We start from the raw sequence: 17,828 nt of genomic DNA on the forward strand, positions 1-17,828 counted from the left end.
TTATTATTATTGTTATTTATTGTTTTTATTTCTTCTTATGCCCCGCAGCACAACAATATTATTACTTGTGCCGTGAATATGCGAAGGAACATGCTCAGAGGATAAACCGTGGAATAGCCAATGGCGGGAGCCTCAGTGGAGCACGACTGGTTGGCATAGGCTAATGCAGGAGGATCGGTATATGTTCCTGCCAACATGCCCATAATGGTAAAATAGTTGAACTTGAATCTCAGGCGAGCTATCGTTCCTATTATTAAAATAGGTATAATAGTAATGAGGAAACCAGTATATACATATTTCAGTCCGTCGCCTTGGATCACCGTCTCGAGGAATCCGGCGCCTGCCTTTATTCCCACACTGGCCAGGAACAACACTAATCCTATCTCACGCAGCATCATGTTGGCACTCGTCGTGGTGTAAGTGACAAGATGCACCTTGTAGCCATAACGGCCAATGAGAATGGCGATGATCAGCGGGCCGCCAGCAATACCGAGTTTCATTGGAACAGGCATTCCGGGGAATGCAACGGGGATGCTTCCGAAAATGATACCGATGACGATGCCGAGGAAGATGGTTGCGATATTCGGAGCCTCAAGACGCTTGATAGAGTTGCCGAGCACATCAGCCACACGGTTTACCAGATCCTCAGGTCCTACCACCATCACGCGGTCGCCAACCTGCAGAGGCAGACGTGGAGTGGCAAAGAGTTCCATGCCTTGACGGGTGACACGGGTCACATTCACGCCGTAAGCCGAAGAGAAATGCATCTGACCTAAGGTCTTTCCATTGATCGACGACTTTGTGACGAGGATGCGCTTAGACACCATAGGCTGGTCGGTCTCTTCCCACTGTACCTGTATCTCAGGACCGATGAAAGCGATAATGGCTTCGGCATCTGCCTTGGCACATACTATAAACAACTGGTCGCCCAGTTCCAGCACTGTGTCGCGGTTAGGGATGGTCACATGACCGTCGTGCAACAGGCGCGAGCATACGAAATCGCGGTTCAGGAAGTCGTGAATCTGCATTATTGTCCTTCCTGCAAGATAGGAATTAGTCACCTGAAGATGCATCTGGTGAGGCTTTACATGAGCGTCCTCAGCATTTGACGCCTTCAGCTCCTCTTCCTCCTTCTCAAGGCTTATGCGGCAGATGAAGCGTATCGCTATCGTGGCACCAATGATACCAACTACACCTAACGGATAGGCACACGCATATCCCGATGCTATCTGAGGTATGTTGTCCGTGAACACACTTGTCAGGGCTTCGTTGGCGGCTCCAAGTCCAGGCGTGTTGGTCACAGCGCCATAGAGCGTGCCGACCATCATCGGCAGGTTGTGAGGATTCGAGGTGTCGAAGAAGATGAAATAGCACGCGAACATCACGGCGATATTCAGCAAGATAGCACTTGCCGCGAGGATATTCAACGTGACACCACCCTTACGGAAACTCTCGAAAAAACCTGGTCCTACCTGAAGACCGATCATAAAGACGAACAGGATAAGTCCGAAATCCTGAACAAACGTAATGATGTTGACAGGTGCCGTCATACCGAAATGTCCGGCGACGATACCTGCAAAAAGGACGAATGTTACGCCCAAAGCGATACCACCAAACTTTATCTTGCCCAATAGCACGCCTACGGCTATCACCATAGCGTAAAGGATGGCAATATGGGCAATAGAATCTGTCGTGGTGAAGAGATTAATTAACCATTCCATAAAATACTATTGTTTTTTTTTGCGCTGCAAAATTAGCCAAAATATTACTCATTTTATAATTTTTGTGCAACAATTTTTAAAAGAATGCCCAACTTTTTGAATATTTCACAATTTTATGCAAATTTCTTTGAGTTTTTATATAAATACAAAAATTATTCGCTATCTTTGCACCGCAATTCGACGCCATGAAATAACAGGCAGGGGCGAATTGTGTCTAAATAGACGACATTAAACTTATATAATAATTAAAAACAACCGACTATGTCAGACATTAAGGAAAAACTCTTCACCGAGTTTACAGCACCTACAAAACAGGAATGGCTTGATAAGATTCAGGTCGATCTGAAGGGTGCGGACTTCAACAAAAAGTTGGTATGGAGAACCAATGAGGGCTTTGATATGCAGCCCTTCTACCGCAGAGAGGACATTGAGGGTCTTGCCACCCCGAACGCTCTGCCAGGCGAGTTCCCATACGTACGTGGTAACAAGAAAGACAACAATATCTGGCGCGTGCGTCAGAACATCGTTGTCGAGGATGCAAAGGCTGCCAACGCCAAAGCACTCGATATCCTTAACAAAGGTATCGACTCATTGGGATTCAAGATTAAGGGTAAGGACGTGAGCGCAGAACTCATCGACACCCTGCTTGAGGGCATCTGCCTTGAATGTATCGATATCAACTTCTCTACTTGCCAGTGCCACGCCATCGAGCTGGCTCAGATCCTGGTGGCATATTTTGAGAAGAAGGGATATGACAAGGAGAAGATCAACGGCTCTATCGCTTTCGACCCAATCGAGAAAATACTCATGAAGGGTAAGGATGCTACTGAAATGGTAGCAAAGGCCAAAGATCTCGTAGAACTGCTGAAAGACTATCGTTTCTTCCGCTGTGTGGCTGTCAACTCTGAGGCACTCAACAACTCTGGAGCTTACATCGTTCAGGAACTGGGATACGCTCTGGCTTGGGGTAACGAATATCTCCAGCAGATGGTTGAGGCAGGCGTTGAGCCTACTCTCGCCGCAAGCAAGATTAAGTTCAATATGGGTATCTCCGAAAACTATTTCATGGAGATCGCCAAGTTCCGTGCCGCACGTATGCTTTGGGCAGAGATAGTCAAGCAGTATGAGCCAAAATGCGACTGCGCTTGCATGATGCAGGTAAATGCTACCACATCTTCTTATAATATGACTGTTTTCGACAGCTACGTAAACCTGCTACGCACACAGACCGAGACAATGTCTGCCGCACTGGCTGGAGTTTATTCTATCGTGGTTCGTCCGTTCGACGATGCTTACCAGACTCCGACTGATTTCTCTGAGCGTATTGCACGCAACCAGCAGCTCCTACTTAAGGAAGAGAGCCACTTCGACAAGGTAGTTGATCCGTCTGCAGGTTCATACTTCATAGAAGAGCTTACCAACTCGCTCGCTGAAGCAGCATGGAAGATATTCTTGAAGGTTGAGGACGAAGGCGGCTTCCTCGCTGCAGCTAAGGCAGGAACGGTGCAAGACGACATCAACGCAACTAACGTGAAACGTCATGGTGACGCCGCCAAGCGTAAGGAATTCCTCCTTGGCACCAACCAGTTCCCTAACTTTACAGAACTCTCTGACGGAAAGCGCGCGAAGAAGTGCTGCTGCTCTTGCTCGACAGAGGAAGAGACACCGCTGAAGAAGATCTCTTCAACCCGTCTGGCTGCCGATTTCGAAGACCTGCGCATCGCTGTTGAGGAGAGTGGAAAGACTCCAAAGGCATTCATGCTCACTATAGGTAATCTTGCCATGCGTCAGGCTCGTGCGCAGTTCAGCTGCAACTTCCTCGCATGCGCTGGTTACAAGGTGATTGACAATCTTGGCTTCAATAGCGTGGAAGAAGGCGTTGACGCAGCACTGGCTGCTGGTGCAGACATCATCGTACTCTGCTCAAGCGACGACGAATATGCAGAATACGCTGTTCCTGCTTTCAAGTATCTTGACGGCCGTGCCATGTTTATCGTAGCAGGAGCTCCTGCTTGTATGGAAGACCTCAAGGCTGAAGGTATCGAGAACTTCATACATGTACGTTGCAATGTACTCGAGACCCTTAAGGAATATAACCAGAAGTTGGGAATCTAAAAATTTTGAATAGTCATGAGAAAGAATTTTAAAGATATCAATATTTACGCCGGCATCAAAAATGAAAATGGTGCCGAGTGGCAGAAGACTAACGGTATCGCTCCCAACTGGAAGACTCCTGAGCATATCGAAGTAAAGCCCGTTTATACCAAGGAAGACCTCGAAGGCATGGAACACCTCGACTTTACAGCAGGTATTCCTCCTTATCTCCGTGGTCCATACTCAATGATGTACCCATTCCGCCCGTGGACCATCCGCCAGTATGCTGGATTCTCTACCGCCGAGGAGTCTAACGCATTCTATCGCCGTAACCTCGCTTCAGGACAGAAAGGTCTGTCGGTAGCGTTCGACCTTCCTACTCACCGCGGCTACGATCCTGACAACGAGCGCGTGGTAGGCGACGTGGGCAAGGCTGGCGTATCTATCTGCAACGAGGAGAATATGAAGGTGCTCTTCGACGGTATTCCACTCAACAAGATGTCTGTCTCGATGACAATGAATGGCGCCGTGCTTCCTATCCTCGCCTTCTACATCGTGGCTGGTCTCGAACAGGGCGCAAAGCTCGAGGAGATGGCAGGTACTATCCAGAACGACATCCTCAAGGAGTTCATGGTGCGTAACACCTATATCTATCCTCCAGCATTCTCAATGAAGATTATCGCCGACATCTTCGAATATACTTCGCAGAACATGCCTAAGTTCAACTCTATCTCTATCTCCGGCTATCACATGCAGGAGGCTGGTGCTACGGCAGACATAGAGTTGGCTTACACTCTTGCCGACGGTATGGAGTACCTCCGCGCAGGTGTGAACGCAGGTATCGACGTGGATGCCTTCGCTCCCCGTCTGTCATTCTTCTGGGCTATCGGCGTAAACCACTTCATGGAGATTGCCAAGATGCGTGCAGGTCGTCTGCTTTGGGCAAAGATTGTGAAGAGCTTCGGCGCAAAGAACCCGAAGTCACTCGCATTGCGTACCCACTCTCAGACTTCAGGATGGTCGCTCACTGAGCAGGATCCATTCAACAATGTAGGCCGTACTTGTATCGAGGCCATGGCTGCCGTATTGGGTCACACACAGTCGCTCCACACCAATGCCCTCGACGAGGCTATCGCTCTCCCGACAGACTTCTCTGCTCGTATTGCACGTAACACTCAGATCTACATCCAGAACGAGACAAAGGTCTGCAAGCATATCGACCCATGGGCAGGTTCTTACTACGTTGAGACCCTCACCAACGAACTTGTACACAAGGCATGGGAGCACATCCAGGAAATAGAAAAGCTCGGCGGTATGGCCAAGGCTATTGAAACTGGAGTTCCAAAGATGCGCATCGAGGAAGCTGCAGCCCGTACACAGGCTCGTATCGACTCTGGCATACAAACCATCGTCGGCACTAACAAGTATCGTCTTGACCATGAGGATCCTATCGATATCCTTGAGGTTGACAACACCGCTGTGCGCAAGCAGCAGGAAGAGAGCCTCGCCAAGGTTCGTGCAGCCCGCGATGAAGAGGCTTGCCAGGCAGCTCTTAAGAAACTCACAGAGATAGTACGTACGGGAGAAGGCAACCTCCTCGCACAGGCTGTAGAATGTGCGAAGTTGCGTTGTACCCTCGGAGAAATCAGTGACGCCTGCGAAGAAGTAGTAGGTCGTTACAAGGCAGTAATCAGAACAATTTCAGGCGTGTATTCATCAGAAAGCAAAAACGACAAGGACTTTGACGTGGCTTGTCAGCTCACAGAGGAGTTCGCTCAGAAGGAAGGCCGCCGTCCACGTATCTTCATCGCCAAGATGGGACAGGATGGTCACGACCGCGGAGCAAAGGTAGTGGCAACAGGTTATGCTGACTGCGGATTCGATGTTGATATGGGACCATTGTTCCAGACTCCAGCCGAGGCCGCTCGTGAGGCAGTTGAAAACGATGTGCATGTTGTGGGTGTCAGCTCACTGGCTGCAGGTCACAAGACTCTCGTTCCTCAACTTATCGACGAGTTGAAGAAACTGGGTCGTGAGGACATCATGGTCATAGCGGGCGGTGTCATCCCAGCCCAGGACTACGACTTCCTCTATCAGGCTGGCGTGGCCGCCATCTTCGGACCTGGTACATCGGTAGCTAAAGCTGCTGTTGAAATGATGAACATTCTCCTTGGTAAATAAAATGATCGCAAGACTCAAATAGAACTTGCCGCAGGCATCATCAAACGGGTGTCTGCGGCATTTCTGATTTCCAGCATTGTTCGTCACACTTTCCAGTTCTTCTCACCTATTTATATTTCCCTCCTATTTATTATTTTCCGCCTTATTATATTTTCCACCTATTTAATATTTTTTCCTATTTATTATTATGGACATCGCAATTGTTGGAGCTGGAGCTGCAGGGTGCTTTGCAGCAGTAGAAATAAAACGACGTATGCCTCATTCGCGGGTAACCGTTTATGAAAGAGGCAAACGCCCTTTGGCAAAGGTCGCCATCACGGGAGGCGGACGGTGTAACCTTACAAATAGCTTCGAAGGCATTCCCAGCGTTGAGACTGCTTATCCAAGGGGTGCCAGGCTTATGAAACGACTTCTGAAGGAGTTCAGCCACAAAGATGCATTCGAGTGGTTTGAAAATGCCGGAGTAAAACTCACCATACAGGAAGACAACTGTGTGTTTCCTGTGTCACAAGACGCAATGGAAATTGTAAACACACTGCTGTCGTTGATGCATAAGCATGGAGTCGTGATTCGTACGCAGCAGAAGGTGACAAAGATTGCAACAGGAAGAAATGAAGGCTATGACGTATTCACTATCGACAAGGAGGGAAAGACAAATACGGAATCTTATAATGTTGTTGTAGTGACCACTGGAGGAAGTCCGAAAATCAGCGGACTTGACATGATTCAAGATCTCGGATTTGACATTGTGACACCTGTACCGTCGCTCTTTAGCCTATGCCTGAAAAACAATCCTATAACAGAACTCACAGGCACGGTTGTAGAGAATGTCACATCATCGATTGTCGGGACAAAAATTAAGGCTGAAGGACCATTGCTCATCACTCATTGGGGACTGAGCGGACCGTCAATATTGAAATTGTCTTCCTATGGTGCACGATATTTACAAGAATGCGACTACAAGACAAACATTGCTATAAATTGGTTTCACAAAGACAACGAGGCCTCTGTCTGCGAACAACTTACTTCTCTTGCCCTCAATAATCAACACAAGCAATTGCAGAATGTATATCCACAAAGATTCAACAGTCGTTTGTGGTCTTATCTGCTTCATTGTAGCGGACTAAATCCTATGCTACGCTGGGCGGAGCTGGGTAGGAAAGGCCAGAACAAACTTGTAGCCACTCTCACTAACCAACAGTTCGTCATCGATGGGAAAAACCGCTTCAAAGAAGAATTTGTCACTTGCGGAGGTGTTGCATTGGGAAACATCAATCCATCGACACTCGAAAGCAAAAAATATCCTGGATTATACTTTGCCGGTGAGGTATTGGATGTAGATGCAATAACAGGCGGTTTTAATCTTCAGGCTGCATGGACAATGGCATTTGTAGTGGCAAAATCATGTATAAAATAAGGAAAAATGGGCAAAATTACACTTTTATTTCAATAAAATGAAAAAAAGGTTTGGATATTGTCGTTTTTTTATTATCTTTGCAACCATAACTGAAAACAAATATAAAAAACAAACAATTTATGAAGTATATCAACTTAATGGTAGCGCTCCTGCTATTGCCGCTCTCAGTAGTGGCGGATGCATGGGAGACGCAGTACAAACAAATCGAAAAGAGTATCAGACAACCCGAATTCAAAGACAAGTGCTACGACATCACAAAGTATGGTGCAAGCACAAAGGCTAAAGCGTCTGACAATCAGAAAGCCATCAACAAGGCTATCGCCGCTTGCTCAAAGGGCGGCGGAGGGCAGGTCGTCGTTCCTGAAGGTACGTTTCACACAGGCGCGATCACCCTTCTTAGCAAAGTTAACCTTCATGTTAAGGAAGGTGCAGTGCTTCAGTTCGTATTCCAACCCGAATTATATCCTATCGTTCCTACACGATGGGAAGGAATAGACTGCTGGAACCTACAGCCATGTATTTACGCTTACAAACAGACCGATATCGCCATTACTGGCAAAGGCACTATTGACGGCGGCGGTGAAAACACCACCTGGTGGAAGTGGTGCGGAAAAGACCGTTACGGATGGAAACCTGGTGAGATAGGTCAGAACTGCGGCAGTCGTGCACGTCTGCTACAACTGGCTGAGGATGGCGTGGATATGAACGAACGAAAGTTTGGTCCTGAAGATGGATTACGCCCTCAGCTCATCAATATCAACCAATGCGATGGTGTGCTCATTGAAGATGTCACATTGTTGCGTTCTCCTTTCTGGGTGATACACCCTCTGCTGTCAAAGAATATCACTGTACGTGGCGTTCACATCAACAACGATGGCCCGAATGGGGATGGTTGCGACCCAGAATCCTGCGACGGCGTTCTTATAGAGAACTGTTATTTCAACACTGGCGATGATTGTATTGCCATAAAGAGTGGACGCAACAACGATGGGCGCCTTTGGGGACGCTCAAGCGAAAACATCATCATACGTAATTGCGAGATGCAGAACGGTCATGGTGGCGTAGTGTTAGGAAGTGAGATCTCTGGCGGTTGCCGTAACGTGTTTGCCGAGAACTGCAAGATGGACAGTCCAGACCTAGATCGCGTAATCCGCATTAAGACAAATACTTGCCGAGGAGGTATTATAGAAAATCTTTACGCCCGAAATATTGAAGTGGGCCAGTGTGGAGAATCTGTGCTGAAGATCAATCTCGACTATGAGCCAAAGGAGAAGTGCTGTAGAGGATATGCGCCTACAGTACGTAATATCAACATCGAGAACATTACTTGCCAAAAAAGCAAGTACGGAGTTCAGATCATCGCTCTCGACTCCGTATGCAATGTGTATGACATAAACGTCAAGGACTGCCATTTCAATGGGGTCAAAGATGGAAACTTCGAAAGTGGACAAACTCGAAATGTACAATTCGAAAATCTTTTCATCAACGGCAGCCTTGTGTTAAAAAAAAAACCTTATGACAACTATGGTCAGTGGCTCACATATTCAGAGATGAAACGTGTGCCTCAGTCTTACATGCTCGATTTCGCCAAAAAGCCAAGATGGAGTTATGTTATGGGTATAGAGTTGGAAGCAATGCTCGACACATATATTAAATATGGTGGTGATGACATAAAAAAATACTGCCAACTCTATACCGACACGATGATAAACGAGAAAGGTGAAATAAGAACATATAAGCTCGAAGACTACAATCTCGACCAAATACGTACCGGACATTTCGTGGCTCGTATGTATCAGTTGTTTCCCGAAGAGAAAAACCTCATGGCGATGAAGACTCTGATGAAGCAGCTCGACAAGCAGCCTCGTACCAAAGAAGGCGTGTATTGGCACAAAGCCATTTATGCTTATCAAGTATGGCTTGACGGAATATTTATGGGACTGCCCTATCGTGCCCTGACTGCCAACATGTTGCTCAAGCCAAAGAAAGCACTGAAGATATACGACGATGCCGTCAATCAGATTAGCAAGACTTATGAGCGCACATTCGATCCAGCAACGGGACTTAACCGCCATGCATGGGATGAGACACACGAGATGTTTTGGGCTGACAAGAATACTGGATTGTCGCAACACTGCTGGGGAAGGGCGCAAGGATGGTACACAATGGCTCTCATTGAACTACTCGACGCTATGCCAGAAGACTACAATCGCCGCGGCGAGGTAATCGAACTGCTGAAAAAAGACCTCGACGCTGTGATAAAATGGCAAGACAAGAAGACTGGACTGTGGTATCAGGTGATGGATTCTCCAGAACGCGAGGGAAACTATCTTGAATCAACTTGTTCTTCAATGTTTGCGTACGCCTTGTTGAAGGCTTACAATAAAGGATATTTAGGCGAAAAATATCTTAATGCAGGAAAGAAAGCATATGAGGGTATTATCAAGAACTTCATCCGTGTCAATGCCGACAAGACCATCTCACTCACACAATGCTGCTCAGTGGCTGGACTCGGTCCTGGCATGAGCGAGGCTGTGAAGAAAGCCGCACCAAACGTAAAGGAGAACAAACGTCGCGACGGATCTTACGACTATTATCTTAGCGAACCTATCAGAGACAACGATGCTAAAGGAGTAGGACCGTTCATTTGGGCTTCACTTGAGTATGAACGTTTAAATTATTAATTTACCTAACATATTTAAAATTGTGAACCAACTAAAACAAATTGGAGTACTTTGCATGTTGCTTGTATTCTCACTTGCCGCAAAAGCAGGTGATGTGTCTGCCGTATGGGACTTTAAGAACGACCTGCCGGCTGGTATCAATAATGCCACCAATATCCAAGGTACAACAGGAGAAGTGGCTTCTACCGTAGAGGGAATCGCTTTGTTTGTCGATGCCACTAACGGAAAACTCAAAGGACGCGGAACTGATGCACAGTTCAATAGCGGCACTCTCATCCGTGTGCCTGTAAAGTCAACAAGTGACATCGTCACCGTGGTGAGCTATCCCGGCTATCACTATTATACAGTAGGCGGAATAGCTGCTGACGCTGATGAGGTCAACCACAAGGCAACAACTGCCGAAGTGTCACAGGGCTACGTGGAAATTGCTGGCACTGGAAGTAGCTACCTATATTCAATACAGGTGCTGCAGGTGTCGCCACTTCAGGAAAAATGTATCTATTCCACCAACTTCACCGAATGGAAAGACTATGAGAAAAAGGCTGAAGCCAGCGAGACAAAGGTGACATGGCAGACAAAGTACAGCCATGAAGAACTTACTTTCTCTATTTACAACACTCAGATAAGTTCCTCAAACTTCAATACCGGTAAGTTCCCAAACTGGAATGGAGGTATGCTGATGGCAGCAAAGAGTGCAGATCCTTATATCATCACATCTACACTTGCCTCAATATCAAAAGTTCATTTCTTTCATGGTGCCACTGGAAGCAACCGCGGATGGAAACTTGAAGCAAAGGGCGACGGCGATGAAGACTGGGTAGTATTATCTGACGCTGTTGCTACCACACAGCAAGGTTCCGACGTTGATGTAGAAGTCAACCGTACAAACGTGCAGTTACGCTGGACTAATCTCAACGCCTCGCAGAATGCCTACATGATGGAGATTGATATCTACGGAATGGTTGACATGTCGCTCACTCCTTCTCTCGGCAATATCACCGTAAACGGCGCCGTATATGCAGCCGCAGATATCTTCGACGAACAGCCAGACGGAATTTTTGCCGCTACGGTTGAGATTTCAAAGCTTCAGAAAATGATTTCCGAGAGCAATCCTCTCACAGACGTTACAGCAAGTAATGGCAATATTAAGTCAACAGATTATTCTTCAGACAACAAAGGCAACGCTGTTGTCACTATTGTTGTTGAAGCTAACGGCGCTGAAGCTACTTATGTGCTGACAGTTGTCTATAAACCTGATTTTACGCTTACTTACTATGGTGTATCAGGCTCAGTAATTGGAACACAGACCGTAGAAAAGGATGCCGACATCGGCAACTTCTCATGCGATTACAATGAGGAGATCCCGACAAGCTATGCCTTCCGCGGCTGGTATGCAAAACCTGACGGTGGCCGCCGCTTTGCCACAACAGATGTAGTGACCGCTGATTTTGCTCTATATGCTCTTGTCACACCAAAAGAGACAATGAGTCCTGACGCCCGATACAGCTATAACCTTGCTGACCAGTATTTTTATGCTGACGATCATGAAGCGTTCATGCCGGAAGGAAACGGCAAGTTCCACGACGGTACTCACGGATGGGTGTTCGGTGAAGGCGACAAGCTGCACCTTCTTGTTGGCGGTCATGCTTACATCAACCTTGGCTTATGTAGATATTCTGCAGGCGACATCACTATTTCCGATGCCGCAGGAAATGTACTCAAAACCATGGCAGCACAAGTGGAGTCTGACGGACAAAGTGGCTCATACGAATATACAGGAGACGCCACTACTCTCACCCTCACATTCAGCGCAACAGCGTATATTCACAACGTTTTGATCATCAATGATGCCAACTCCAACATCAAGAAGGACGACAATGGTTACTTCACGGTCAAGGCTGGAGATGCTGACAATCTGTTGGCAGTAATAGAGATAGCCAATGCACAGGCCTCAGCTGATAGCCGTACAAAGATCTTCGTTCCTGCAGGAACTTACGACCTGGGCAAGACTTGTCTCACACGAATCTCTGGCAACAACATTTCTCTCATCGGTGAGGGAATGGACAAGACAATCATCGTCAACGCTCCCGAAGTTGCCAATGAAGGCATCGGAACTACAGCTACCATACTTATCACTGGCCAGAATGCATATCTGCAAGACCTTACTCTCCAGAATGCCCTCGATTACTATTCTGCAGCCAGCGCAGGCCGTGCGGTATGTCTTCAGGACAAAGGTGCAAGAACAATCTGTAAAAACGTTAAGATGCTGTCTTATCAAGACACATATTACAGCAATGCCAACAAACAGTTCTACTGGGAGACATCAGAGATCCATGGAACCGTTGACTACATCTGTGGCAATGGCGATGTGTTCTTCAATAAGTGTATTCTCGTTTGCGAAAGCCGCAAGAAAGACGGAAAGAACGGTGAAGCAACAATCACCGCTCCATATACAGATGCAAGCAATACCTTTGGTTATATATTCGATGGATGTACTATCGAGAACAAGGCATCGAAATTCAACTTTGGACGTGCATGGGGCGGCGTGCCTCGCTTGGCATTCCTTAACACCACACTCAACCAGCCATCGGAAATTGCCGCTACACGATTCACGGCAAGCGGCATGAATGTTGTTGCTGACAAGTTTGTTGAGTATAACTCCGTAAATGCTGAAGGCACTGTCGTATCGCCTGCTACAAATATTGTCAAGTTTGTAAAAGACAGCAAGAGCAACGAGATGGAAACCATCATCACCTCTGAGCAAGCTGCTTCATATAGTCTTGACAAGGTGTTCACCGACTGGACTCCAGCTGCTCTTGCCTCACAAGTTGAGATAAACTCACCTTCTATAGCAGACGGTAAGCTCTCATGGAAAGCTGTAGAGGGTGCTTCGGCTTATGCGATCGTTGCTGATGATAAGGTTAAGGCTATCGTTGATGCCAACACTACATCTTATGTCGTTGACAACCCAGAAGCCGAATACGCAGTACGTGCAGCCAACGAGATGGGTGGTTTTGGCACTCCAGCAGTAGCAAGCCCTGGCGCCGGTATCAACTCTCTCAATGCCGACAGCAACACTTCTGCCGAAATACACACACTGGCAGGCGTTCGCGTAAGCAAGGCCTCAAAGGGTGTTTATATCATATGCAACAAGAAAATAGTTAAATAAAATCATTCAAACGCTTATCACCGTGGAATAGCCGTCAACGACAAGATGGCTGTTCCACGGTTTATCAAAACAAAATGACATGAAAAAGACTCTACTATCACTATCATTATTCTTGGGGACTCTTTCCCCCACCCTCGCACAGTCTCCGGCATTCCCGGGAGCTGAAGGACACGGACGTTATGTTACCGGAGGACGTGGCGGAAAGATTATTCACGTTACAAACCTTAATGATTCTGGCGAAGGCTCACTACGTTGGGCTCTGTCCCAGTCGGGCGCTAAGACCATCGTCTTCGACGTTAGTGGTTATATCGACTTGAAGTCGCAGCTTAATGTTAGCTCCAACACTACTATTGCCGGACAGACAGCCCCCGGCGACGGTATCACTCTTCGCTACTATACCCTCTACTTCGGCAAATGCGATAATGTCATTGTTCGATTCATCCGTTGCCGTCGTTCACAAGTGAAAGATGTCAACGACGGAGCCGATACCACATGGGGACGTAAACACAAAAATATCATCATCGACCACTGCTCATTCTCTTGGAGCATCGACGAGGTCGCTTCGTTCTACGACAACCGCAACTTCACCATGCAGTGGTGTAACATCACTGAGGGTCTGGCAAATACCGGACACAACAAAGGCGCCCATAGCTATGGAGGCATCTGGGGAGGCAAGGACGCATCCTTCCACCACAACTTCATCGCCCACGTTCAGAATCGTGCACCCCGATTCAATGGTGCACGATACAACTGGGACGGATATGACAAAACACTCTATGAGAACTCTATTCAGGCAGAGCGAGTTGACTTCCGCAACTGTGTGATGTACAACTGGGGTGATGGCAACGGATGCTACGGTGGTCCTGGCGGTGGATATATCAATATGATAAACAATTACTATAAGGCAGGTCCTGGAACAAAAAACAAGACTCGAGTCACCCAGGTGTCGGTGTCTGACGCTTCAAATGGCGGCGACAATCCCTTCCCCGGCTATGCCTCACGATACTATATCAATGGTAATTACGTGACAGCAGCTTCTTCTCCTGAGAATTACGATTGGCAGGGAGTTATCTATGACTCCGGTCTATATACTATAAATAGTGAAAAATATATTGCCGATCCTAATCATTACTACGGAGAAAACCAAACATATTTGAAGAATACAAACGGAGTCGACTGCATACGCCTGAAACTTGACGAACCGATTGACGCGGGCGAGGTGACAACCCACAAGGCACAGACTGCTTTCAAGAAGGTGTTAAAATACGGAGGCGCTTCCCTCGTTCGCGACGAATGCGACAACAGATATGTGGAGGAAGCCACTAACGGAACCATCACCTATAAAGGGGCTGTAGCAAAACGCGCTGGAATCCTGGATGTCATCAATGACCCATCTGGAACAGAAGACCCAACCACGGCAAGCTTCCCAATCCTTCGTGAGGAAGAACGCACCACAGGGTTTGATACTGATGGTGACGGAATGCCCGACGACTGGGAGGTGGCCAATGGTCTCGATCCAAACAATGCGGAAGATGCCCAGCTCACTACCATCGACTCACAGAAGGAATGGTACACCAACGTTGAGGTCTATCTAAATAGTCTCGTGCAGACAATTATGATAGAGGGTAATAAAAACGCTGAGTCGCCAGTAAAAGAATACTATCCCGCATACCACAATGCTGACGGCACTATCGTTGAGGCTATTAACAGCAACGATACAGGTATCTCCGGTAATGTCACCGATGACACTACGGTGGTCTCTACCACTACGTATGATGCAGCAGGTGTGGAACGCAAGAATGACGCAAAAGGTGTCACTATTCATGTTAAAACGCTTAATAACGGGGAAAAAATATCATTAAAAGGTATTAAATAAAGCCTGAAAGAATATTTTTCCCAGATTTATTTTCTTCTTTGAGAATTTTTGCATAACTTTGTACAATAATTGTCGCAAAAGGCAGTTTATACATATATATAAAACATAACGTTATGCAAAAAAACAGATTAAAAAGACTTATATTAACAATAACGATGATTGCGGCGATGGCAGGAAATGCCATCGCACAATCATCTATGACCGACGAACAAATCATCTCGTTCGTCATTAGCGAACAACAGAAAGGCACCTCCCAGGCACAGATCGTGACAAAACTCATGCAACGTGGAGTGACTATCGAACAGATCAGGAAGGTAAGGGATAAGGTTGAAAGACAAAAAGGCGCACAAGGGCTCGGCGCGAAGGACATTACAGGTAATACTGACCGCATGCGTGCTAATGACGTTCAGACCAAGCCCGTCAATCCACAACAAGTGTCTAAATACCAAATTGCTGGTGAACGACAGTTGCAACACACCTATGACAGCAATGATGCCGAATACATGATGATGCAGGGCGAACTCAATTCTTTTATGCCCGACTCCACTTCTTTGGCTGAGCAAGAGATGTACGAGCGCATCATGCAAAAAAACAAGAAGAAAGTCTTCGGACGCGACATCTTCAACAATCCGCAACTCAATTTTGAGCCAAACATGAATATAGCCACGCCGCAGAACTATCGTCTCGGCCCTGGCGACAAAGTCTTTGTTGACATATATGGCGCTTCACAGAAGTCTGTAGAAAGCACCATAACTCCTGATGGGACCATTGTCATCGAGGGGTATGGTCCAATAGAGCTCGCCGGTCTCTCTGTAGATCAGGCAAACCGCAAGCTCAAGACGACACTCGGAGCACGATATAAAAGCTCAAGCATAAAACTCACCGTTGGACAGACAAAGACCATTTCTGTGAATGTGATGGGTGAAGTGGCCACACCAGGCACCTATACCCTATCAGCTTTTGCCACGGTATTTCATGCCTTGTACATGGCAGGTGGAACCAGTGATATTGGTACATTGAGAAACATCAAGGTGTTTCGCGACAACAGGCAAGTCACCACTGTCGATATCTATGACTATATACTCAACGGCAAGATGACAGGTAACATCCGTTTGACAGAAGGCGACGTCATCGTTGTAGGCCCCTACGAGTGTCTTGTACAAATTACTGGAAAGGTCAAACGCCCTATGTACTACGAGATGAAGCAAAGCGAGAGCCTCGCCTCGCTAATGAAATATGCAGGAGGATTCACTGGCGACGCTTATCGCAAGTCTATCCGCGTGGTAAGAAAGTCTGGCAGTCTCTACTCCGTATATAATGTCGGTGAGTTTGACACCAGTTCGTTCCGTATGGCAGATGAAGACAGCGTGAGCATTGACTCCGTCATCCCCCGTTTCTCCAATATGGTAGAGATCCGTGGAGCCGTATTTCGTCCAGGCATGTATCAGGTGGGCGGTGAGGTAAACTCAGTACGTTCGCTCATAGAGCATGCCGAAGGAGTGACCGAAGATGCTTTCACTGCCCATGCCGTGATGCACAGGATGAAATCCGACCGCACCCTCCAGGTGATACAGGTAGATGTTGACGGCATCATGAGCGGACGTGTGGCAGATATTCCCATTTGTAACGAAGACGTACTATACATCCCAAGCAAGAGAGAACTCCAGGAAGACATGACACTTACCATACATGGTGAAGTGATGTATCCTGGTATATACAAGTATGCCGACAATTCCACCCTTGAAGATCTTGTGCTTCAAGCAGGCGGTCTAAAAGAGACGGCTTCCATCATGAAGGTAGATGTGGCACGTCGTATTGTCAACCCGAGTCAGACGGAATCCTCTGACACCATTGCCCACACGTTTACATTTGCCCTTAAGGACGGGTTCGTCATTGATGGCGAGCCAGGATTCTTGCTCAAGCCGTACGATGAGATATACGTACGTAGATCGCCAGGCTTCTACAAGCAGCAAAATGTTATGTTGGAAGGTGAAGTGATGTTTGCCGGCACCTATACCCTTTCGAAGAAAAACGAACGCATAAGTGAGGTGGTTAAGAAAGCCGGTGGACTCAGCAACATGGCATATCCACAAGGAGCACGTCTAGAACGACGTCTTACAAACATCGAACGCAAGCGAGTGCAAGAAATAATGAAGATTCAGCGCGAGCAACGAGAAGATGAGTTAAGGGCACAAGCCATTAAGTCTGGCAAGTCATTATCCGACCTAAAGCAGTTGGCCGCCAACGACGAGAATGCCATACCCGAATTCTATCCAGTAGGCATTGAGCTTGACAAGGCGTTAGCTAATCCTGGATCTGATGCCGATATCGTACTTCGTGAAGGCGACAAGTTGACGGTGCCTGTATATAACGGAACGGTGAAGATAAACGGTGAGGTGATGTACCCCAATACCGTAGCATACAAAGAAGGGAAAGGGGTAAACTACTATATCGACCTTGCCGGAGGCTGCAGTTCCAAGGCAAAGAAGAGCCGCACCTATATCATCTATATGAACGGCGACGTAGCTAAGGCAGGTCGCGGAGTAAAGGTAAAGCCAGGTTGTGAGATAGTAGTGCCTCAGAAGTCGATGTCAAAGATGTCCGCAGCCGAGTCCATATCGCTCATCTCCGGCACCGCCTCCATAGCCGCCATGATAGCCACCATAGCAAATATACTTAAGTAATA

Annotated in this window: 8 protein-coding genes; 7 read left to right on the forward strand and 1 reads right to left on the reverse strand. The window is 47.1% G+C overall.

Going from position 1 to position 17,828, the window contains the following annotated elements; genetic code table 11:
- Positions 1-35: 35 nt before the first annotated feature.
- The gene (locus CIK99_RS10140) at positions 36-1,721 is read right to left on the reverse strand and encodes a putative transporter (protein ID WP_094381400.1); all 1,686 of its coding nucleotides are present in this window, start codon (positions 1,719-1,721) and stop codon (positions 36-38) included.
- 261 nt (positions 1,722-1,982) lie between these two features.
- Between CIK99_RS10140 and mutA the strand changes: the two genes are divergently transcribed.
- The 7 genes from mutA to CIK99_RS10175 all read left to right on the forward strand — a co-directional run bounded on the left by mutA (position 1,983) and on the right by CIK99_RS10175 (position 17,826).
- Positions 1,983-3,836 carry a methylmalonyl-CoA mutase small subunit gene (gene mutA / locus CIK99_RS10145; RefSeq protein WP_094381401.1) on the forward strand — a complete coding sequence of 618 codons (1,854 nt, stop codon included), beginning with the start codon at positions 1,983-1,985 and terminating at the stop codon, positions 3,834-3,836.
- 15 nt (positions 3,837-3,851) lie between these two features.
- On the forward strand, positions 3,852-5,996 hold the full coding sequence (gene scpA, locus CIK99_RS10150; protein ID WP_094381402.1) for a methylmalonyl-CoA mutase: 2,145 nt from the start codon (positions 3,852-3,854) through the stop codon (positions 5,994-5,996).
- 187 nt (positions 5,997-6,183) lie between these two features.
- Complete coding sequence (locus CIK99_RS10155) at positions 6,184-7,413, forward strand: aminoacetone oxidase family FAD-binding enzyme (protein ID WP_094381403.1); 1,230 nt, start codon at positions 6,184-6,186, stop codon at positions 7,411-7,413.
- A gap of 119 nt (positions 7,414-7,532) precedes the next feature.
- Complete coding sequence (locus CIK99_RS10160; RefSeq protein WP_094381404.1) at positions 7,533-10,097, forward strand: glycoside hydrolase family 88 protein; 2,565 nt, start codon at positions 7,533-7,535, stop codon at positions 10,095-10,097.
- A 22-nt stretch (positions 10,098-10,119) separates the two neighbouring features.
- Complete coding sequence (locus CIK99_RS10165; protein WP_254047775.1) at positions 10,120-13,266, forward strand: pectinesterase family protein; 3,147 nt, start codon at positions 10,120-10,122, stop codon at positions 13,264-13,266.
- Positions 13,267-13,345: 79 nt separating this feature from the next.
- Positions 13,346-15,142, forward strand: coding sequence for a pectate lyase (locus tag CIK99_RS10170; RefSeq protein WP_094381405.1), 1,797 nt, complete (start codon positions 13,346-13,348; stop codon positions 15,140-15,142).
- Positions 15,143-15,255: 113 nt separating this feature from the next.
- Positions 15,256-17,826, forward strand: coding sequence for an SLBB domain-containing protein (locus tag CIK99_RS10175; protein WP_371591018.1), 2,571 nt, complete (start codon positions 15,256-15,258; stop codon positions 17,824-17,826).
- The last annotated feature ends 2 nt before the right edge of the window (positions 17,827-17,828 follow it).

This window comes from Prevotella sp. P5-92 (assembly GCF_002251245.1).
GTDB lineage: Bacteria > Bacteroidota > Bacteroidia > Bacteroidales > Bacteroidaceae > Prevotella.